Below are 19,604 nucleotides of genomic sequence, written 5' to 3'. Positions count from 1 at the left end.
GGGCGGTCAAGCCCGGTATACTAGCGTCCGCTGCACCGCTTCGCCATCCGCGCTCCCTTCGTCTAGTGGCCTAGGACACGGCCCTCTCAAGGCTGGAACAGGGGTTCGAGTCCCCTAGGGAGCGCCACCATTCCAGAAGGCCCGGCCAGAAGCCGGGCCTTCTTCATTTTCCGGCCACGCGAGGCCGACGCGCTGGGCGCACGCGCCCGCCGGGGCTAGAATTGCCGCCTGGCACAGCAAACGGACGTCACCATGCCCTTCGTCGTCACCGAGAACTGCATCCGCTGCAAGTACACCGACTGCGTCGAGGTCTGCCCGGTGGATTGTTTCCACGAGGGCCCGAACTTCCTGGTGATCGACCCCGAGGAGTGCATCGACTGCACGCTGTGCGAGCCCGAGTGCCCGGCCAAGGCGATCTATCCCGAGGACGACGTGCCGGCGGGCCAGGAGGGCTTCATCGCCCTCAATGCCGAACTCTCGAAGCTCTGGCCGGTGATCACCACCCGCCAGGAGCCCCTGCCCGACGCCGCCGACTGGGACGGCAAGCCCGGCAAGCTGCCCGAGCTAAAGCGCTGACAGCTGACGAACCAGGTTGATTTTAGGTAAGAAAAAACGCCCCGATGGGGCGTTTTTTCTTACCTAAAATCAACCTGGTTCGATGGGTTCAGCCCAGGCGGGCCTTGAGCAGGGCCAGCAGTTCGGTGGCCACGCCGGTGCGGATCGGCTGGCCGTCCTGGCCCAGGGCCACCACGCGGGTCTGCTCGCCCACGGCTTCGGCGCGCAGCAGCACCGACACGCCCTTGTAGCTGACCTCGTAGCTGTTGAGCAGCTGCGCGCGGTTGGCGATGGTGACGCCGTCGATCTTGCCCAGGGCGATGCCGATGCGGCGCCAGCTGCTGCCGACCGAGTCGGCCAGCACGAACGAATCAATGCCCATCAGCACGGACTCGGTGCCCGACGGCACCTGGGTGGACACCGGGGCGCCGGCCGGCGCGTCGGGGATCAGCACCGCGCCGGTGGTCGAGGGCGTGTCCAGGCCCGGCGGCACTTCCAGCGGCTTGTTCTGCTGGCTGCCCTGGTACATGGCCTCGTTGCCCCACTTGTTGCGCACCCAGCTGCAGCCGCTGGTGGCGATGACGGACAGGGCCACGGTGGCGACCAGCAGGGGGCGGAGGGAAAGCTTCGGGGCGGTCATGCGGTGTCTCCTCGGGTGCCCCGCGGCGTGGCGCGGGGCGGATTGGATGTAGTCGGCAAGATTACTTCAGTTCGGATTCGAGCTGCTGGCACAGGGCCGCCATGGCGTCGGCGGCGCGGGCGTGGGCGGCCGACAGGGGCAGCAGCGGCAGGCGCAGCCCGTGGCCGATGCCCTGCCGGGCCAGCACGGCCTTGACCGGGATCGGGTTGGGCTCCACGCCCAGGAAGTCGTTCAGGGCAGCCAGGCGGGCATCGAGGGCACGGGCTGCGTCGGCCTGGCCGGCCCGGGCCAGGGCGCAGAGCCGGGCGAAGGTCCGCGGCACCACGTTCGAGGCCACCGAGATCACGCCGGCGGCACCCCCGAGCACGGCGCGCACGAAGGTCGGGTCGTCGCCGCTGAGCAGGGCGAAATCCGGCCCGGCCAGCGGATACAGCGCGTTCCAGCGCGCCTCGTCGCCGCGGGCTTCCTTCAGGCCGACGATGTTGGGGTGGCGGCACAGCCGGGCCACGGTTTCCGGCTGCATGTCGCAGCCGGTGCGGCCGGGCACGTTGTAAAGCACCACCGGCAGCCCGCCCTGCTCCGCCACCGCCGTGTAGTGGGCCACCAGGCCGTCGGGCGTGGGGCGCACGTAGGGCGGCGTGACCACCAGCGCGGCATTGGCACCGTGGTCGCGCGCCAGGCGCGTCTGGGCGATGGTCTTGGCCGTGTTCGACAGGCCGGTGCCGGCCAGCACCGGGATGCGCCCGGCCACGCGCGCCACCGCGGCGCGCAGCAGCGCGACGTATTCCTCGTCGCCGAGCGCGGCGGCTTCGCCGGTGGAGCCGGCGACGACGATGGCCGAAGTGCCGCCCGCGAGCTGGGCGTCGATAAGACGGGCCCAGGCGTCGAAGTCGAGCTCGCCGGCGGCCGTGAACAGCGTCGCCAGCGCGGTGATGCTGCCGGAAAGTTGCAAGATCGGGGCCTTTCGATGGTTGGACACGATCTTACTTGCGGCCGGAAAGCGGCGGCAAGTATGCTGGCCACGTAGCCCCGCGCGCCCCGCGCGCCCGTCCGGACCCCTGCTTTGACCGACCCTGCCGCGCGCCCTGCCGCCAACGAGAACCACCTGCTGATCAGCGCGTACACCACGCATCCGCAGTCCCCGCTGCTGGCCGTCACCCGCCGCATTTCCGACAGTGGCTGCAACCTGGTGGATGCGCGCCTGTCCACCGTGGGCCGCGACGTCTCGGTCACCGCCCTGGCCACCGGCTCCTGGGACGCCGTGGCCAAGCTCGAGGCCATGCTCACCCGGCTCGAGCGCGAGGAAGGCTTCAAGCTGGTCTGGTACCGCACCGGCCCCAAGGCCCTGCAGTCGAACCTGCTGCCCTACATCGTCGAAGTGGTGGCGGCCGACAAGCCCGGCATCCTGTTCCAGCTGGCCGATTTCTTCGACCGGCAGGGCATCACCGTCGAGAGCCTGCACAGCTCGCGCTACCGCGCCATGCAGACCGGCGCCGACATGTTCTCGGCCCAGGTCACCATCGGCATCCCGGCCAACATGCACATCGCCGCCCTGCGCGACGATTTCCTCGAGTTCTGCGACCACCTCAACCTCGACGCCATCATGGACCCGATGAAGTTCTGAGGAACCCGATGATCGAAACCGGCGACAAGACCCCCGACCTGGCCCTCACCCTCGGCAGCGGCGCGTCCGCCCGGCTCTCCGATTACCGCGGCAAGTGGCTGGTGCTGTACTTCTATCCCAAGGATTCCACGCCCGGCTGCACCACCGAGGGCCTGGACTTCAACGCCCTGCTCACCTCCTTCCGCCGCGCGAAATGCGAGGTGCTGGGCGTCTCGCGCGACTCGGTGAAGTCGCACGCCAACTTCTGCGCCAGGCAGGGCTTCCGCTTCGACCTGGTGTCGGACGCCGATGAAACGGTCTGCCAGGCCTTCGGTGTCATCAAAGAGAAGAACATGTATGGCAGGAAGGTGCTCGGCATCGAGCGCAGCACCTTCCTGATCGACCCCGACGGCCGGGTCGCCCAGGCCTGGCGCGGGGTGAAGGTGCCCGGCCACGCCGAGGCCGTCTTCGAAGCGCTCAAGCAGCACCAGCAGGCCGCCAAGGCAAAGTGATCCTTTCCGCGAACATCCCCGCCGCCGACTCGCCCCGCGAGCCTCGGCGGCGCCGTCCTTTCCGGGGTCCACGCCCCTAGCCAGAGAAGCCCATGACCCGATCCAAGCGCATCTACGTCCTGGACACCAACGTGCTGATGCACGACCCGACCGCGCTGTTCAAGTTCGAGGAGCACGACGTCTTCATCCCGATGATGGTGCTCGAGGAGCTCGACAACGGGAAAAAGGGCCATTCGGAAGCCAGCCGCAACGCCCGCCAGGTCAGCCGCTTCCTCAACGAGATCATCGAGGCCCACGGCAGCGGCGGCATCGAGCAGGGCGTGAAGCTGGTGCGGCCGCAGGGCCTGCAGCTGCGCTCGTCGGAATCGGCCGGCCGGCTGCTGTTCCAGGTCCGGCCGGTGGAAGTGGGCAAGCGCTTCGGCCTGGTGCTGCCGGACAACCAGATCCTGGGCTCGATCCTGCAGCTGATCGAGGACAACCCGGGCGTGCCGGTGGTGCTGGTGTCCAAGGACATCAACCTGCGCATCAAGGCCTCGATCTCGGGCGTGAAGTCGGAGGACTACGAAAACGACCGCGCCATCGACGACTTCAACCTGCTCTTCACCGGCGCCACCGAGCTGCCGGGCGACTTCTGGGACCGCCACGAGGGCAGCCTGCGCAGCTGGACCGAACGCGGCCGCACCTTCTACGAGGTCGAGCGCAGCGAGGAGGACGGCTGGTACCCCAACCAGTTCCTCTACCTGCCTGGCAACGACGAGGTGGAGATGAAGGTCGCGCGCCTGGACGAGCGCAAGGCCGTGCTGCAGATCGTCGACGACTTCCGCAACCCGCAGCACCAGGTCTGGGGCATAAACGCGCGCAACCGCGAACAGAACTTCGCCTTCAACGCGCTGATGGACCCGGAAATCGACTTCGTCACCCTGCTGGGCACCGCCGGCACCGGCAAGACCCTGCTGGCGCTGGCCGCGGGCCTCACGCAGACGATGGACATCCAGCGCTACCGCGAGATCATCATGACCCGCGCCACCGTCAGCGTCGGCGAGGACATCGGCTTCCTGCCCGGCACCGAGGAAGAAAAGATGACGCCCTGGATGGGCGCGCTCACCGACAACCTCGAGGTGCTCACCCACACCGAGGACCACGGCAGCTGGGGCCGTGGCGCCACCAATGAGTTGCTCGCGAGCCGCATCAAGATCCGCTCGATGAACTTCATGCGCGGCCGCACCTTCCTCAACCGCTGGGTGATCGTCGACGAGGCGCAGAACCTCACGCCCAAACAGATGAAGACCCTCATCACCCGCGCCGGCCCGGGCACCAAGATCATCTGCATGGGCAACGTCGAGCAGATCGACACGCCCTACCTCACCGAGACCACCTCGGGGCTGACCTACGCGGTGGACCGCTTCAAGAACTGGGCGCACAGCGCGCACATCACCCTGCGCCGAGGCGAGCGCTCGCGCCTGGCCGACTACGCCTCCGAGGTGCTCTGAGGCGATGGCGGAGCGGCTGGCCACCTGGGTGTGGACGGGGGCCGGCGCGCTGGCCTTCGTGGCCGGCATGGTGAACGTGGTGGGCTACCTGGGCTTCGAGCACCAGGCCATCACCCACCTCACCGGCACCACCACGCTGCTGGGCGCGGCGCTGGCCGACGGCAACGGCCGCGCCGCCTGGCAGCTGGCGGCGATGTTGCTGGCCTTCGTCGCCGGCGCGGCGCTCAGCGGCCTGCTGGTGCAGGACGCGACGCTTCGCCTGGGCCGCCGCTACGGCGTGGCGCTGGCGATCGAGGCGGTGCTGCTGGCGGCGGCGGTGCCGCTGTTCGAGGGCGGCCACTTCGCCGGCCCGGTGCTGGCGGCGGTGGCCATCGGCCTGCAGAACGCCATGGCCACCACCTACAGCGGCGCGGTGGTGCGCACCTCGCACGTCAGCGGCATGTTCACCGACCTGGGCATCACCCTCGGCCACGCACTGCGCGGCCTGCCCGTCGCCAGGCGCAGGCTGTGGCTGTGCCTGCTGATCATCAGCGCCTTCCTGGCCGGCGGCATCATCGGCGCCTGGCTGTTCGGCGCCATCGACTACCGCGCGCTCTACTTGCCCGCCCTGCTCACCGGCCTGACCGGGCTGTCCTATACGATCTGGAGGCACAAACGCAGGAACGCGGATCAGATCGGATGAGCACGGATAAGTGCGGATAAAACAAACTAAAGTTGTTTTTGCCCTATCCGCGTTTATCCGCGCCCATCCGATCTGATCCTCGTTCAAGAATAAATCCCACCCGAGGCCGACCATGCCCCAAGCCCGCCCGATCTGCGCATTGACCATCGCCGGCTCCGACAGCGGCGGCGGCGCCGGCATCCAGGCCGACCTCAAGGCCTTCGCGGCGCACGGCGTGCATGGCCTGAGCGCCATCGCCGCGCTCACCGCCCAGCACACCCGCGGCGTCACCGCCGTGCACGCGCCACCGGCCAGCTTCCTGCGCGCCCAGATCGACGCCTGCTTCGACGACTTCCAGGTCGGCGCGGTGAAGCTCGGCATGCTCGCGAACGCCCGCATCATCCATGCCGTGGCCGACGCGCTCGAGCACCACCGCCCGGCCGCGGTCGTGCTCGACCCGGTGATGGTGGCCACCTCCGGCGCCAAGCTGCTCGAGGACGCCGCGCTCGATGCCCTGCGCGCGCGCCTGCTGCCGCTGGCCACCGTGGTCACGCCCAATATCCCCGAGGCCGAACTGCTGCTGGGCCACGCCATCGCCGACGACGAGGCCGCCGAGGCCGCGCTGGTCGAACTGCTGGCGCTGGGCCAGGGCGCGGTGCTGCTCAAGGGTGGCCACCTGCCGGGCACCGGCGCCATGGTCGACCGCTTCGACGACGGCGAGGCCCTGCTCGAGTTCGAACACCCGCGGCTCGAGCTCGAGGGCCACGGCACCGGCTGCACCCTGGCCTCGGCCATCGCCGCCAACCTGTGCCGCGGCCTGCCCCTGCGCGAGGCCTGCGCCAACGCCACCGACTACGTGCACGGGGCCCTGAAGCACGCCTACCGCCCCGGCAAGGGCAGCGTGGCCGTGCTCGACCATTTCTGGCGGCCCCGGTAGCATCCCCCCATTCCCAACGCGAGCCACGGAGACGCCATGCGCAGCGGCAACCCCGCCCTCAATGAAAACACCTTCCTCGACGTCGGCAGCGGCCAGGTCGTCTCGCGCGACCCGGGCCAGGTGATGACGCTCAACGGAACGGTCAACAAGACCGGCCTGCTCCTGCTGATGTGCGTGGCCACGGCCGCCTACACCTGGAACCTGTACACCGGCCCCGAGTCGATGGGCCTGCTGATGCCCTACCTGCTGGTGGGCGGCCTCGGCGGTTTCATCGTCGCCATCGTCACCGTGTTCAAGAAGCAGTGGGCGCCGGTCACCGCGCCGCTGTACGCGCTGCTCAAGGGACTGTTCCTGGGCGGCTTCTCGGTGTTCTTCGAGGCGAAGTTCCCGGGCATCGTGATGCAGGCCGTGATGCTCACGCTCGGCGTGCTGGCCGCGCTGCTGCTGGCCTACAAGTCGGGCCTGATCAAGGCCACCGAGAACTTCAAGCTCGGCGTGGTGGCCGCCACCGGCGGCATCTTCCTGCTCTACCTGGTCAACATCGGCATGCGCCTGTTCGGCTTCGAGGGCATGGGCTTCATCCAAGAGGCCAGCACGATCGGCATCGCCTTCAGCGTGTTCGTGGTGATCATCGCCGCCCTCAACCTGGTGCTGGACTTCGACTTCATCGAATCCGGCGCCGAGGCCGGCGCGCCCAAGTACATGGAGTGGTACGGCGCCTTCGGCCTGGTCGTCACCCTGGTCTGGCTGTACCTGGAGATCCTGCGCCTGCTGGCCAAGCTTCAGTCGCGCGACTGATCCCGGCCGCGCTTCCACCGAAGGGCCGGCCTCGCCGGCCCTTCCTGTTTCCAGCCCACGGCAGGACGCGATGGACCTGGCGCTCTTCGACTTCGACGGCACGCTGACCACGCAGGAAACCTTTCCCCGGTTCCTGCGATGCTTCGTGCCGGCCGAACGCCAGCGCGCGGCCCGCTGGGCGCTGGCGCCGCTGGTGGCCGGCTACCGGCTGGGCCTGGTGGCCGGCACGCGGGTACGCGCCGAGGTGGTGCAGCGCGGCCTCGCCGGCGCGGACGAGGCGGCGTTCAATGCCGCCGCCCGCGACTGGGCCGCGCGCGAACTGCCCGGCCTGCTGCGGCCGCAGGCGCTGGCGCGGCTGCGCGCGCATCGCGCCCGCGGCGACACGGTGCTCGTCGTCTCGGGCAATTTCGAAGTGCTGCTGCAGGCCTTCGCCGCCGCCGAGGGCGCGGTGGCCCTGGGCTCGCGGCTCGAATCACGCGAAGGCCGGCTGACCGGACGCTACGCCGGCCCGCAGTGCGTGCTCGAGGAAAAGGTGCTGCGCGTACGTGCCGAGGTGGACACCGGCACCTTCCGCCGCATCCACGCCTACGGCGACACCCGCGAAGACCGCCCGATGCTGCTGCTGGCCGACGTCGCCCACTACCTGCCGCGCGGCTGGCCCGCCACGCTCGACCCGGCGCGGATCGACTAGGGCGCGCCGCGCGGCGGCAGCCCGCGCAGGAAGGCCACGCTTTCGCGCAGGGCCCGCTGCCCGGCCTCGCCGTCGAGGTCGAACTGGTATTCGTGGGCCAGCGGCGGCTGGTGGTCGTCGGGGAAGAACAGCCGCGTCACCGGCACGCCCCGGGCTTCGAGCGCGTCGGCCAGGGCCACGGAATGCGCAGCCAGGGGGTCGGCATTGCCCACGGAAATGAAGGCCGGCGGGAACGCGGGCGAAACGTGCCGGGGCACGGAGAACTGCGCCAGCTGGGGGTCGTCGCCGACGTCGCGCAGCCCGAAATAGGCCCAGAAGACCGTGCGCATGAAGCCGGCGAAGGGGCCCTCGCCGCCCACCAGCCCGGCGTCGTAGGGGCCGCAGTAAAGCAGGGCGCCGGCCAGCCCGCCCGGCGGCAGCGCCGGCTCGAAGCCGATGGCGGCGGCATACGCCGGGTCGGCGTAGGCGGCGGCAAGCTGGGCGGCCAGCTGCGCCCCGGCCGAGTCGCCGGCCAGCACCAGTCGCGAGGGATCCACCGGCAGGCCGTGGCCGCCGCGCGCCAGGAACCCGACGGCGCGGTTGGCCTGCAGCAGCGGGGTCGGATAGCGGGCCTCGGGCGCCAGCGTGTACTGCACGCTGACCACGGTGAATCCCTGCCCGGCGAGCACGCGCGCGTAGTTGGCCACGTCGCGCTTGTCGCCGGAAATGAAACCGCCGCCGTGGATCCAGACCACGGTGGTCAGGGGCGCGTCGGCGCCGGCGGGTGCGTACACGTCCAGCCGGCCATCGGGATCATCGGGGTCGTAGGCCAGGTCCTGCCATTCGCGCAGGCCCGCGGGCACGTGTTTTTCCTGGGCCAGCAGGGCCTCGCGCGCCCCGGCGTCGAAGGCCTGGCGCACCAGCCACACCGAGGGCCAGGGGCTGAGCTGGAAGGCCAGCCAGAGCCCCAGCGCCAGGGACACGCCAAGCGCCGCCAGCGCGCCGAGCCACCGCAGCCACCGCCTGCCGAAACCGATCGTCGCCATCCCCGGACTCCCCGGCCAGTTCGCCGAAGCATAGCCCTGCCGCGGCCGGACGCCGTGAAGAAAAAGGGCGCCCCGAGGGGCGCCCTTCGTGTCCACGACGCTGCGGCGGAATCAGCCGCGGGCGCGGGCCGCGATGGCCGCGGCGAAGGACTGGGTGGTGCCGGTGCCGCCCAGGTCGGGCGTGAGGTTGTCCTTGGCCGCCATCGTGTCGACGATGGCCTGGCGCAGGCGCGCGGCCTCGGCCACCTTGCCGATGTGCTCGAGCATCTGCACCGCGCCCAGCAGCAGGGCCACCGGGTTGGCGATGCCCTTGCCGGCGATGTCCGGCGCCGAGCCGTGCACGGCCTCGAAGATCGCCGCCTCGGTGCCGATGTTGGCACCCGGGGCCAGGCCCAGGCCGCCGACCAGGCCGGCGCAGAGATCGGAGAGGATGTCGCCGAAGAGGTTGGTGGTGACGATGACGTCGAACTGCTCGGGGCGCATCACCAGCTGCATGCAGGTGTTGTCCACGATCATCTCGTTGCACTCGATGTCCGGGTACTGCTGGGCCACCTCGCGCGCCACCTTCAGGAACAGGCCCGAGGTCGACTTGAGGATGTTGGCCTTGTGCACCACCGTCACCTTCTTGCGGCCCACGCGGCGGGCCAGGTCGAAGGCGTAGCGCACGATGCGCTCGGAGCCGCGGCGGGTGATCTTCTGCATCAGCGTGGCGGTCTCGCCGTCGGCGCTGAGGGTCTGGCCCTCGCCGATGTAGGCGCCTTCGGTGTTCTCGCGCACCGTGATCAGGTCGATGTTGCTGTAGCGCGACTTGGTGTTCGGGAAGCTGATGGCCGGGCGCACGTTGGCGTAGAGGTCGAAGCGCTTGCGCAGCTCCACGTTGATCGACGAGAAGCCCTCGCCCACCGGCGTGGTCAGCGGGCTCTTGAGCGCGACGCGGTGCTTGCGGATGGCCTCGAGGGTGGCGGCCGGCAGCAGCTCGCCCTGCTTCTCGTAGGCGGCCAGGCCAGCCTCGACGAACTCGTACTGCAGGCCCAGGTCCAGGGCGTCGAGCACCTGCAGGGTGGCGTCCATGATTTCCGGGCCGATGCCGTCGCCACGGATCACCGCGATCGTCTGGGTCATAAAATTCTTTCTCGGACAATGAGTTGGGGCAGCCAAGCGGCCGCCAGGGGCGCAATATTATGCCCTAAACGGGGGGTCACCGCTCCACTGGACCTTGGTCGCAAGCGGGCCTTTCGGGCCTGAAGGCCCTCCCACAAGGCCCAAGGCCCCCTGTGGGAGGGCCTTCAGGCCCGACGGGTTCAGTGGCCGTGTTCGGGCGGCGTGGCCGAGGCCGTGGCTTCGCCGGCTTCGAGTTGGTCCAGGAAATCCACCGCCCGGCGCAGGTGCGGGATGACGATCGAGCCACCCACCACCAGCGACACGCTGAAGGCCTCGAACAGCTCCTCGCGGGTGACGCCCACCTGCTTGCACTGCGCCACGTGGTAGGCGATGCAGTCGTCGCAGCGCAGCACCATCGAGGCCGACAGGCCCATCAGCTCCTTGGTCTTCACATCCAGGGCGCCGGCGCGGTAGGTCTGGGTGTCGAGCGCGAAGAAACGGCGCACCACCTGGTTGTCCTCGGCCAGGATGCGCTCGTTCATGCGCTGGCGGAAGGCGGTGAACTCGGCGACGCGGTCCTTCTTGTCGGCGCTCATGCGCTGGCCTCCTGCAGCAGCGGCGCCAGGCCGCCGGCGCGGTCGAGCGCCACCAGGTCGTCGTAGCCGCCGACGTGGGTGTCGCCGATGAAGATCTGCGGCACCGACGTGCGGCGGGCGCGCGCGAGCATCTCGTCGCGACGGGCCGGATCGGTGTCGATGCGGACCTCTTCCCAGCTGGCGCCGCGCGACTTGAGGAAATTCTTGGCCGCCACGCAGTAGGGGCAGATGGCGGTGGTGTACATCACGACCTTGGACACGGGGTTCTCCGGTTTCAGCCTGCAATTCTGGGGGCCGCGGCGAGGCATTTCCAGCCGTCCGGCGCAACGCAGAGGCCCGCCCTGCGGATTAACTCCGGGTTCACCCCGGCCGCGCGGGGCAGCCGCTATGCTGTGGCCTTCGAGTCCCGGAGCACGCCTTGCGCATCCTCGTCCCCGCCGCCCTCACCCTGGCCCTCGCCCTGGCCTGCGGCGCGCGTGCCCAGGACAGCGTCCTGCCGGACATCGGATCCTCCGCCGCGGAGGTGATCGACCCGGGCCTCGAGGCCCGCTATGGCGCCTACGTGCTCTACGAGCTGCGCCGCATGGGCCTGGTGATCGAAGACCCGCTGGTGCAGGACTGGCTGCAGGGCATGGGCTTCCGCCTCGCGGCCGCCAGCGACGCGCCGCGCCACGGCTACACGTTCTTCATGCTGCGCGAGCGCAACATCAATGCCTTCGCCACGCTCGGCGGCTATGTCGGCATGAACGCCGGCCTGGTGCTCACCGCCGAGAACGAAGCCGAGGTGGCCGGCGTGATGGCGCACGAAGTGGCGCACGTCACCCAGCGCCACGTGCTGCGCGCCTACGAGCGCGCCCAGAAGGACCAGCTGCCGATCATGCTGGCCATGATCGGCGCCATCGCCGCGTCCCAGGCCGTCGGCGGCGGCTCCAACCCCAGCGACAGCTCCAGCGCCAACGCCAGCATGGCCGCCGTGGCCGGCGCCATGGCGCTGATGCAGCAACGGCAGATCGACTACACCCGCTCCAACGAATCCGAGGCCGACCGCATCGGCATCCAGACCCTGGCCCGCGCCGGCTACGACCCCAACGGCATGGCCGACTTCTTCGAGCGCATGCAGCGCGCCAGCCGCGGCAATTCCGGCGGTTACCAGGTGCCCGAGTACCTGCGCACGCACCCGGTCACCACCACCCGCATCAGCGAAACCCGCCAGCGCGCCCAGCGCCTGGCCGAGGCGCAGGCCGCCACCGTGGCCGCGCCGGCCCGGCCCAGCCTGCTGCTGCCGGGCGAACTGAGCCTGGCCGGTGCCGGCGGCGCGCTGCCGGTGCGCGAAGACGCCTTCGCCTGGGCGCGCGAGCGCCTGCGCGTGCTCAGCGCCGCCAGCCCGCGCGACGCCGTGCTCGAATACGAAGCGCTGGGCCGCGCGCCTGGCCGCGAGGTCAGCGACGCCCAGCTTTACGGCCTGGCCCTGGCCCGCATGCTCGCCGGCCAGCCGCGAGAGGCCGAGGCCGGCCTGGACGGGCTGCTGGCCCGGCACCCCGGCAACCTGTGGCTGGAACTGGCCCACGCCGAAGCCGCCGAGCTGTCGCGGCAGACCGCCGTCGCCACCCGGCGCTTCGAGTCGCTGGTGCAGCGCCACCCCGACAACCGGGCCGTGCGCCTGTCCTATGCCGACGCCCTGGGCGAGCGTGCCACCGCCGAGGCCGGCCGCCGGGCCCAGGAAGTGCTGCGCCCGCTGCTGGCCGACAGCGCCGAGGACCCCCTGTTCCAGCGCAGCTTCGCCCGCGCCAGCCAGCTGGCCGGCGACGAAATCCGGGCCGGCGAGGCCCATGCCGAGGCCGCGTTCCTCAATGGCCGGGCGGTGGACGCGCTCAACCAGCTCGACCGCCTCAAGCAACGGGACGACCTGAACTACTACCAGCGCGCCCGCATCGAGGCCCGGATGGCCGCGATCACCCCCGTCGTGCTCGAGATGCGCCGCCAGGGCATCACCGGCGACCGCCAGCGCCAGGACACCCGCTGAGGCGCGCCCGGCCGCCCTGTCACGGGCCGGTCACAAAAGTTTTATCTACTTGCACGCGACCCCACCGGATGACACGGTACGCCAGTGCAAAAACGCATCCTCATCGTCGACGACGAACCCGCCATCCGGGAGATGGTGGCCTACGCCCTGCGCAAGGCCGACTACGAGCCGGTGCACGCCGGCGACTCGCGCGAGGCACAGGTGGCCATCACCGAAAAGGTGCCCGACCTGATCCTCCTCGACTGGATGCTGCCCGGCTCGAGCGGCCTGGAGCTGGCCCGGCGCTGGCGCAAGGACGAGCTCACCCGCGACGTGCCGATCATCATGCTCACCGCCCGCGGCGAGGAGAACGACCGGGTCTCGGGCCTGGAGTCGGGCGTGGACGACTACGTGGTCAAGCCCTTCTCCGCCCGCGAGCTGCTGGCGCGCATCCGCGCGGTGATGCGCCGGGCCCGCGACGACGAGGACGATGGCTCGGTGGCGGTCGGCGCCCTGCGCATCGACGGCGGCGCCCACCGCGTGCACGCCAACGAGCAGCCCCTGCACCTGGGCCCCACCGAGTACCGGCTGCTGCATTTCTTCATGACCCACGCCGACCGCGTCTACACCCGCACCCAGCTGCTCGACCACGTCTGGGGCGGCAACGTTTACGTCGAGGAGCGCACGGTGGACGTGCACATCCGCCGCCTGCGCAAGGCGCTCGAGCCGTTCTCGCTCGACGGCATGGTGCAGACGGTGCGCGGCGCCGGCTACCGGTTCTCGGCCTCGGTCGGCTGAGGCGCCCGGGGGCCGGATGAGCGTATCGATGCTGCTGCGGCTGGCCTGGCGCCAGTCCCTCATCCGGCTGCTGCTGTTCTACCTGTTCGCGCTGGGCATCGGCCTGGCGCTGGGTGAACCCTGGTGGGCGCTGGGCATCGCCACCGTGGTGCTGGCCGCCCGTGCCTACTGGCGCCTGTACCGGGTGCTGCGCTTCCTGGACTGGCGCAAGCAGCTGCAGACCGTGGACGGCCAGGGCCTGTGGGCCGCGCTCGAAACCCTGATCCACCGCCGCCAGACCGAAAACCGCCGCCGCAGCCGGCGCCTGGTGCGCCTGCTGCGCGCCTACCGCCAGGCCGCCTCGGCCATGCCCGACGCCGCCCTGGTCATCAACCGCCGCGACGGGCGGCTGGTGTGGTTCAACAAGACCGCCCGGCACCTGCTGGGCCTGCGCTACCCGCAGTCGCTGGGCGAGCCGCTGGCCGACTTCTTCATGGGCCAGCCGCGGGTGCGCGACTGGCTGGCCAGCGGACAGACCGACGAGCCGCTGACCGACCTGCCCAGCCCGGCCGACCCGATGGTGCGCATCAGCCTGCGCCTGATCCCCTACTCGGCCCGCGAGTGGATGGTGGTGGTGCGCGACGTGACCAAGCTCATGCGCCTCGAGCAGGTGCGCCGCGACTTCGTGGCCAACGTCTCGCACGAACTGCGCACGCCGCTGACGGTGGTGCACGGCTACCTGGACATGATCGAGCCGGAAGAACACCCCGACCTGGCCGTGATGGTCGAGGAAATGCGCCGGCAGTCCCAGCGCATGACCCAGCTGGTCGAGGACCTGCTGACCCTCTCGCGGCTCGAGGCCCAGGAGCACCTGCCCGAGGAACCGCTGGCCATGGCGCCGATGCTGGTCACCCTGCGCCGGGAGGCCGAGGCCCTGAGCCAGGGCCGGCACGAGATCCGGGTCGTCGACGAGGCCGGCTGCGACCTGACCGGCTCGGTCAAGGAACTGCACAGCGCCTTCTCCAACCTGGTCAGCAACGCCATCCGCTACACCCCCACCGGCGGCCGGGTGACGGTGCGCTTCGAGAAGGTGGCCGGCGGCGGGGTGCGGCTGGCCGTGCAGGACACCGGCTACGGCATCCCCGAGCAGCACCTGCCGCGCATCACCGAGCGTTTCTACCGGGTCTCGACCAGCCGCTCGCGCGAGTCCGGCGGCACCGGCCTGGGCCTGTCGATCGTCAAGCACGTGCTGAGCCTGCACCAGGCGCGGCTGGACGTGGAAAGCGAGGTCGGCCGGGGCAGCACCTTCGCCTGCGTGTTCGGCCCGGCCCGCGTGCGCATGCGCGGCCCCGCCGGAGAGCACCCGGAAGACGTAAGCTAAGCGCATGGACGCCGAAAACCCCGGCAGCCCGGACCTGCACGCACCGGCGCTGTACCTCAACCGCGAGCTCTCCCAGCTGGAATTCAACTTCCGGGTCCTGGCCCAGGCCAGGGACCCGTCGGTGCCCCTGCTCGAGCGGCTGCGCTACCTGTGCATCAGCTGCACCAACCTCGACGAGTTCTTCGAGATCCGCGCCGCCACCGTGCGAACCGCGCTGCAGTTCGGCGGCCCGCTGCCGCCCGACGGCATCCCGCCGGCGCGGGCGCTGGAGCTGATCCACGACAAGGCCGCCGAGCTGGTCAGCCAGCAGTACCAGTACTGGAACGACACGCTGCGCCCGGAGCTCAACGCCGCCGGCATCCGCATCCTGGCCCACTCGACCTGGAACGCGCGCCAGAAGCGCTGGCTGCACAAGTATTTCCGCGACGAGCTGCTGCCGGTGCTGTCGCCGCTGGGCCTGGACCCGGTGCACCCGTTCCCGCGCATCCTCAACAAGTCGCTCAACGTGGTGGTGGTGCTCGAGGGCAAGGATGCGTTCGGCCGCAAGGGCGGCATGGCCATCGTGCGCGCGCCGCGCTCGCTGCCGCGCATCATCCACCTGCCGCCCGAGGTTTCCGGCGGCAAGCACGACTTCGTGCTGCTCTCGGCCGTGCTCACCGCCTTCGTGGACGACCTGTTCACCGGCATGAAGGTCAAGGGCGCCTACCAGTTCCGCGTCACCCGCAACTCCGAGCTGTTCGTGGACGAGGAGGAAGTGGAGAACCTGGCCAGCGCGCTCAAGGACGAACTGGCCAGCCGCGGCTTCCGGCCGGCGGTGCGGCTGGAGATCGCCGAGCACTGCCCCAAGCCGATCGTGCGCACGCTGCTGCAGAACTTCGGCCTCACCGAGAACGCGGTCTACCGCATCAACGGCCCGGTCAACCTCAACCGCGTCACCCAGGTCTACGACCTGGTCGACCGACCGGACCTGAAGTTCCCGGCGTTCAAGCCCGGGCCGGTGGCGATCGACGCCGAGGCGCCGTTCGACACGCTTCGCCAGCGCGACGTGCTGCTGCACCACCCCTACCAGAGCTTCCAGTCGGTGCTCGACCTGCTCGCGCACGCCGCGCACGACCCGGACGTGCTGGCGATAAAGCAGACGCTCTACCGCACCGGCAAGGACAGCAAGATCATCGAGCACCTGATCGCCGCGGCCCGCAACGGCAAGGACGTGACGGTGTGCGTCGAGCTGCGCGCACGCTTCGACGAGGAGGCCAACATCCGCCTCGCCGACCAGCTGCAGGAGGCCGGCGTGCAGGTGATGTACGGCGTGGTGGGCTACAAGACCCACGCCAAGATGATGTTGATCGTGCGCCGCGAGGGCAAGAAGCTGCAGCGCTACGTGCACCTGGGCACCGGCAACTACCACGCCGGCACGGCGCGCGCCTACACCGACATCGGCCTGATGACCGCCGACCCGGACATCACCGCCGACGTGCACGACGTGTTCCAGCAGCTCTCGGGCCTGGCGCCGGCGATCAAGCTGCGCAAGCTGATGCAGTCGCCCTTCACCCTGCACCAGGGCATCCTGCGCCGCATCGAGCGCGAGGCGAAGAACGCCCGGGCCGGAAAGAAGGGCCACATCATCGCCAAGATGAACGCGCTCAACGAGCCCACCGTCATCCGCGCGCTCTACGAGGCCTCCCAGGCCGGCGTGCGCATCGAGCTGATCGTGCGCGGCGCCTGCTGCCTGCGCCCGGGCGTGCCCGGCGTGTCGGACAACATCTCCGTGCGCTCGGTGGTCGGCCGGTTCCTCGAGCACAGCCGCGTGTACTGGTTCCGCAACGGCGGCAAGCCCGAGCTGTTCTGCTCGAGCGCCGACTGGATGGAGCGCAACCTGCTGCGCCGCGTCGAAACCTGCTTCCCCATCATCGACGAGAAACTGGCCGAGCGCGTCTTCGACGAGGAGCTGGGCAACTACCTCAGCGACAACCTGCAGGCCTGGACGCTGCACGAGGACGGCAGCTACACGCGGGTCTCGCCGGCCGAGGGCGAGATGCCCTATTCTGCGCAGGGCGCGCTGCTGGCCAAACTCTGCGACTGACGATGCCGACCCAAGACACCCCACCGCTGGAGGACGGCGACCTGCTGGCCGCGGTGGACCTGGGCTCGAACAGCTTCCACATGGTGGTGGCGCGCTACGTGCTCGGGCAGCTGCGCATCGTCGACCGCATCAAGGAATCGGTTCGCCTGGCCGAGGGCCTCGACGGCCGCGGCGGCCTCGACCCGGCGGTGATGCCGCGCGCGCTCGACTGCCTGGCCCGCTTCGGCCAGCGCATCCGCACCCTGCCGCCGGCGCGCGTGCGCGCCATCGCCACCAACACCGTGCGCCAGCTGGCCAACCCGCAGGCCTTCCTGATGCCGGCCGAAACCGCGCTGGGCCACGGCATCGAGGTGGTCGCCGGCCGCGAGGAAGCGCGACTGATCTACCTCGGCGTGGCCCACGGCAACCCGCCCGACCCCGGCAAGCGCCGGCTGGTGATGGACATCGGCGGCGGCTCGACCGAGACCATCATCGGCGAGGGCTTCCAGGCGCTCGAGCGCGAGAGCCTGCAGATGGGCTGCATCGCCACCACCCGCCGTTTCTTTTCCGACGGCCGCATCAGCCGCAAGCGCTGGAAGGAAGCGCGCACCGAGCTCGAGGCCGAGTTCCAGCAATTCGCCGAGGCCTACCGCCGGCGCGGCTGGCACGAGGCCATGGGTTCGTCGGGCACCATCAAGGCCATTTGCGACGTCTCGGTGAAGATGAAGCTCACCAAGGTCTCGGTCACCGACGTGAGCCTGGCGGCCATCCGCGAAAAGCTGCTCGAGTTCGACACGATCGACGAGGTCAAGCTGCCGGGCCTGTCGGCCGAGCGCCGCCCCATTTTCGCCGGCGGCCTGCTGGTGCTCGACGCGGCCTTCGGCGCGCTGGGCATCGAACGCATGTACGTCAGCGACCACGCCATGCGCGAGGGCGTGCTCTACGACCTGATCGGCCGCGGCTCGCAGGAAGACCCGCGCGCCGAATCCATCCGCGCCCTGCAGGCCCGCTACGGCGTCGACCTCGACCAGGCCGCGCGCGTCGAGGAAACCGCGCTCAGCCTGTTCGACCAGGCGGAGCTGGCCTGGGGCCTGGACGCCGACAACCGCCGCCAGCTGGCCTGGACGGCGCGCATCCACGAGATCGGCCTGGCCATCGCCCACAGCCAGTACCACCAGCACGGCGCCTACCTGGTCGAGCACTCCGACATCGCCGGCTTCTCGCGCACCGAGCAGCAGATCCTGGCGGCGCTGCTGCGCAACCAGCGCCGCACGCTGGCGGCCTCGAGCTTCGACAAGCTGCCCGACCGCCTGGTGGCCAGCGTGCAGCGCTGCGCCCTGCTGCTGCGCCTGGCGGTGCTGATGCACCGCAGCCACGACCGCGACCCGTTGCCGGTGGTCGAGCTCGACGTGGACGGCGACGAGCTGCTGCTGCGCCTGCCCAAACGCTGGCTTGAAAGCCACCCGCTCACGCGCCTGGACCTCGAGGGCGAGCGCGAGATCCTGGCCGGCTTCGGCCGGCGCCTGGAAATCCGGGCGATCTGAGCCGCGGTAACGCCGGCGTCATGCGCCGGTCACCGCGCTGGCACACGCCGGCGGCAGGCTGGCGGCCATGGACACGACGCCCCTGCACATCGAACTGGTCACCGAGACCTATCCGCCGGACGTCAACGGCGTCGCACTCACCGTGCAGTCGCTCGAACAGGGCCTGCGCCGGCTGGGCCACGAGGTCGGCCTGGTGCGGCCCGAACGCGAGCACGATGGCCCGCGCCCCGAGCCGGGCCTGATGCTGGTCGAAGGCGCCCCCATCCCCCGCTACCCCGGCCTGCGCTTCGGCCTGCCCGCCGGCCGGCGACTGGCGGCACGCTGGAAGGCGCAGCGCCCGGACGCCGTCTACATCGCCACCGAAGGCCCGCTGGGCTGGTCGGCGCTGCGCACCTGCCGGCAGCTGGGCATCCCGGTGGCCACCGGCTTCCACACCCGTTTCGACGATTACGTGGGCCGCTACGGGGCCGGCTTCCTCAGCCCCTGGGTGTTCGCCTGGCTGCGCCGCTTCCACAACCGCGCCGACGCCACCCTCGTGCCCACCCGCGAACTGCAGGAGCAGCTGGCCCAGCAGGGCTTCCAGCGCCCGGTGCGGCTGGGCCGCGCGGTGGACACGCGCGCCTTCCACCCCGACTGGCGCGACGACGCGCTGCGCGCAAGCTGGGGGGCCACGGACGGCGCCCCGGTGCTGGTGCACGTGGGCCGCATCGCGCCCGAAAAGAACCTGCCGCTGGCGGTGCGCGCCTATCGCGAGCTGCAGAAGCACCGTCCCGATGCGCGCTTCGTCTGGGTCGGCGACGGCCCGGCGCGCGCGCAGCTGCAGGCCGACAATCCGGACTTCCTCTTCGCCGGCATCCGGCGCGGCGACGAGCTGGCGCGGCACTTCGCCAGCGCCGACCTGTTCTGCTTCCCCAGCCTGTCGGAAACCTTCGGCAACGTGACCCTCGAGGCCATGGCCAGCGGCCTGGCCACGGTGGCCTTCGACTACGGGGCGGCGCGCGAGCACCTGTGCCACGGCCTGCACGGCGCGGCCGTGGACTTCGGCGACGAGGCCGGCTTCGTGCAGGCGCTGGTGGCCACCGCCCCGGGCGACGGCCTGCGCCACCAGGGCGCGGCGGCGCGGCTGGCCGTGCAGGACCTGCATCCGGAACAGGTGGCCGCGGACTTCGCGGCACTGCTGGCCGGCCTCGGCCGCCGGGCGGAGGCCGCGTGAACGGCCGGCGCCTGGC

The 19,604-nt window shown here is 70.6% G+C and carries 20 protein-coding genes and 1 tRNA gene; 15 read left to right on the top strand and 6 right to left on the bottom strand.

The genetic code is table 11. The features are described 5' to 3' along the window. Positions 1–51 precede the first annotated feature (51 nt). Positions 52–127, top strand: a tRNA-Glu gene (locus ABS41_RS01870). Between the two features lie 125 nt (positions 128–252). Further along, positions 253–576 carry a ferredoxin FdxA gene (gene fdxA, locus ABS41_RS01865; RefSeq protein ID WP_290589676.1) on the top strand — a complete coding sequence of 108 codons (324 nt, stop codon included), beginning with the start codon at positions 253–255 and terminating at the stop codon, positions 574–576. Positions 577–664: 88 nt separating this feature from the next. On the opposite strand, the gene ABS41_RS01860 is transcribed toward fdxA, so the two are convergent. Together ABS41_RS01860 and dapA are read right to left on the bottom strand one after the other, a co-directional pair. Then, positions 665–1,195: a hypothetical protein gene (locus ABS41_RS01860; RefSeq protein ID WP_290589668.1), complete on the bottom strand. Its 531-nt coding sequence runs from the start codon at positions 1,193–1,195 to the stop codon at positions 665–667. Between the two features lie 61 nt (positions 1,196–1,256). Next, positions 1,257–2,147, bottom strand: a complete 891-nt coding sequence (gene dapA / locus ABS41_RS01855) for a 4-hydroxy-tetrahydrodipicolinate synthase (RefSeq protein ID WP_290589665.1) — start codon at positions 2,145–2,147, stop codon at positions 1,257–1,259. A gap of 111 nt (positions 2,148–2,258) precedes the next feature. On the opposite strand from dapA, the gene ABS41_RS01850 reads away from it, so the two are divergent. The 7 genes from ABS41_RS01850 (at position 2,259) to ABS41_RS01820 (ending at position 7,887) form a co-directional block, all read left to right on the top strand. Beyond that, positions 2,259–2,819, top strand: coding sequence for a glycine cleavage system protein R (locus tag ABS41_RS01850; RefSeq protein ID WP_043803949.1), 561 nt, complete (start codon positions 2,259–2,261; stop codon positions 2,817–2,819). A gap of 8 nt (positions 2,820–2,827) precedes the next feature. Then, positions 2,828–3,310 (top strand): peroxiredoxin, encoded by a 483-nt coding sequence (locus ABS41_RS01845; RefSeq protein WP_290589655.1) that lies wholly within the window; start codon positions 2,828–2,830, stop codon positions 3,308–3,310. 92 nt (positions 3,311–3,402) lie between these two features. Then, positions 3,403–4,800, top strand: coding sequence for a PhoH family protein (locus tag ABS41_RS01840; RefSeq protein WP_290589650.1), 1,398 nt, complete (start codon positions 3,403–3,405; stop codon positions 4,798–4,800). A 4-nt stretch (positions 4,801–4,804) separates the two neighbouring features. Next, complete coding sequence (locus ABS41_RS01835) at positions 4,805–5,482, top strand: YoaK family protein (protein WP_290589648.1); 678 nt, start codon at positions 4,805–4,807, stop codon at positions 5,480–5,482. Positions 5,483–5,594: 112 nt separating this feature from the next. Continuing rightward, on the top strand, positions 5,595–6,398 hold the full coding sequence (gene thiD / locus ABS41_RS01830; protein ID WP_290589645.1) for a bifunctional hydroxymethylpyrimidine kinase/phosphomethylpyrimidine kinase: 804 nt from the start codon (positions 5,595–5,597) through the stop codon (positions 6,396–6,398). A 36-nt stretch (positions 6,399–6,434) separates the two neighbouring features. After that, positions 6,435–7,196, top strand: a complete 762-nt coding sequence (locus ABS41_RS01825) for a Bax inhibitor-1/YccA family protein (RefSeq protein WP_290589642.1) — start codon at positions 6,435–6,437, stop codon at positions 7,194–7,196. Positions 7,197–7,266: 70 nt separating this feature from the next. Further along, complete coding sequence (locus tag ABS41_RS01820) at positions 7,267–7,887, top strand: HAD family hydrolase (protein WP_290589639.1); 621 nt, start codon at positions 7,267–7,269, stop codon at positions 7,885–7,887. On the opposite strand, the gene ABS41_RS01815 is transcribed toward ABS41_RS01820, so the two are convergent. The 4 genes from ABS41_RS01815 to grxC form a co-directional block, all read right to left on the bottom strand. Continuing rightward, entirely contained in the window at positions 7,884–8,912 is a 1,029-nt protein-coding gene (locus tag ABS41_RS01815; protein ID WP_290589636.1) for an alpha/beta hydrolase, read from the bottom strand. The genes ABS41_RS01820 and ABS41_RS01815 overlap by 4 nt on opposite strands. Before the next feature lie 111 nt (positions 8,913–9,023). Next, complete coding sequence (locus ABS41_RS01810) at positions 9,024–10,034, bottom strand: isocitrate dehydrogenase (protein WP_290589633.1); 1,011 nt, start codon at positions 10,032–10,034, stop codon at positions 9,024–9,026. 179 nt (positions 10,035–10,213) lie between these two features. Beyond that, entirely contained in the window at positions 10,214–10,609 is a 396-nt protein-coding gene (locus ABS41_RS01805) for a carboxymuconolactone decarboxylase family protein (protein WP_290589630.1), read from the bottom strand. Continuing rightward, a complete protein-coding gene (grxC, locus tag ABS41_RS01800) occupies positions 10,606–10,854 on the bottom strand; it encodes a glutaredoxin 3 (protein ID WP_290589758.1) in 249 nt (82 codons plus the stop codon). Before grxC ends, ABS41_RS01805 begins: the two co-directional genes overlap by 4 nt. Positions 10,855–11,027: 173 nt before the next feature. Here grxC and ABS41_RS01795 point away from each other — a divergent pair, with 173 nt between their 5' ends. The 6 genes from ABS41_RS01795 to ABS41_RS01770 all read left to right on the top strand — a co-directional run bounded on the left by ABS41_RS01795 (position 11,028) and on the right by ABS41_RS01770 (position 19,588). After that, positions 11,028–12,632 (top strand): M48 family metalloprotease, encoded by a 1,605-nt coding sequence (locus ABS41_RS01795; RefSeq protein ID WP_290589627.1) that lies wholly within the window; start codon positions 11,028–11,030, stop codon positions 12,630–12,632. Between the two features lie 84 nt (positions 12,633–12,716). Beyond that, entirely contained in the window at positions 12,717–13,409 is a 693-nt protein-coding gene (gene phoB, locus ABS41_RS01790; RefSeq protein WP_290589624.1) for a phosphate regulon transcriptional regulator PhoB, read from the top strand. Between the two features lie 16 nt (positions 13,410–13,425). Continuing rightward, the gene (gene phoR, locus ABS41_RS01785; RefSeq protein WP_290589621.1) at positions 13,426–14,769 is read left to right on the top strand and encodes a phosphate regulon sensor histidine kinase PhoR; all 1,344 of its coding nucleotides are present in this window, start codon (positions 13,426–13,428) and stop codon (positions 14,767–14,769) included. A 4-nt stretch (positions 14,770–14,773) separates the two neighbouring features. Beyond that, complete coding sequence (ppk1, locus tag ABS41_RS01780) at positions 14,774–16,852, top strand: polyphosphate kinase 1 (RefSeq protein ID WP_290589618.1); 2,079 nt, start codon at positions 14,774–14,776, stop codon at positions 16,850–16,852. A gap of 2 nt (positions 16,853–16,854) precedes the next feature. After that, positions 16,855–18,375, top strand: coding sequence for an exopolyphosphatase (gene ppx, locus ABS41_RS01775; RefSeq protein ID WP_290589615.1), 1,521 nt, complete (start codon positions 16,855–16,857; stop codon positions 18,373–18,375). 82 nt (positions 18,376–18,457) lie between these two features. Beyond that, on the top strand, positions 18,458–19,588 hold the full coding sequence (locus ABS41_RS01770) for a glycosyltransferase family 1 protein (protein WP_290589755.1): 1,131 nt from the start codon (positions 18,458–18,460) through the stop codon (positions 19,586–19,588). The last annotated feature ends 16 nt before the right edge of the window (positions 19,589–19,604 follow it).

Source organism: Arenimonas sp. SCN 70-307 (assembly GCF_001724815.1).
Taxonomy (GTDB): Bacteria; Pseudomonadota; Gammaproteobacteria; order Xanthomonadales; family Xanthomonadaceae; genus Arenimonas.
The sequence above is the reverse complement of the archived record's forward strand: the minus strand, read 5'-3'. Positions and strand labels throughout refer to the sequence as shown.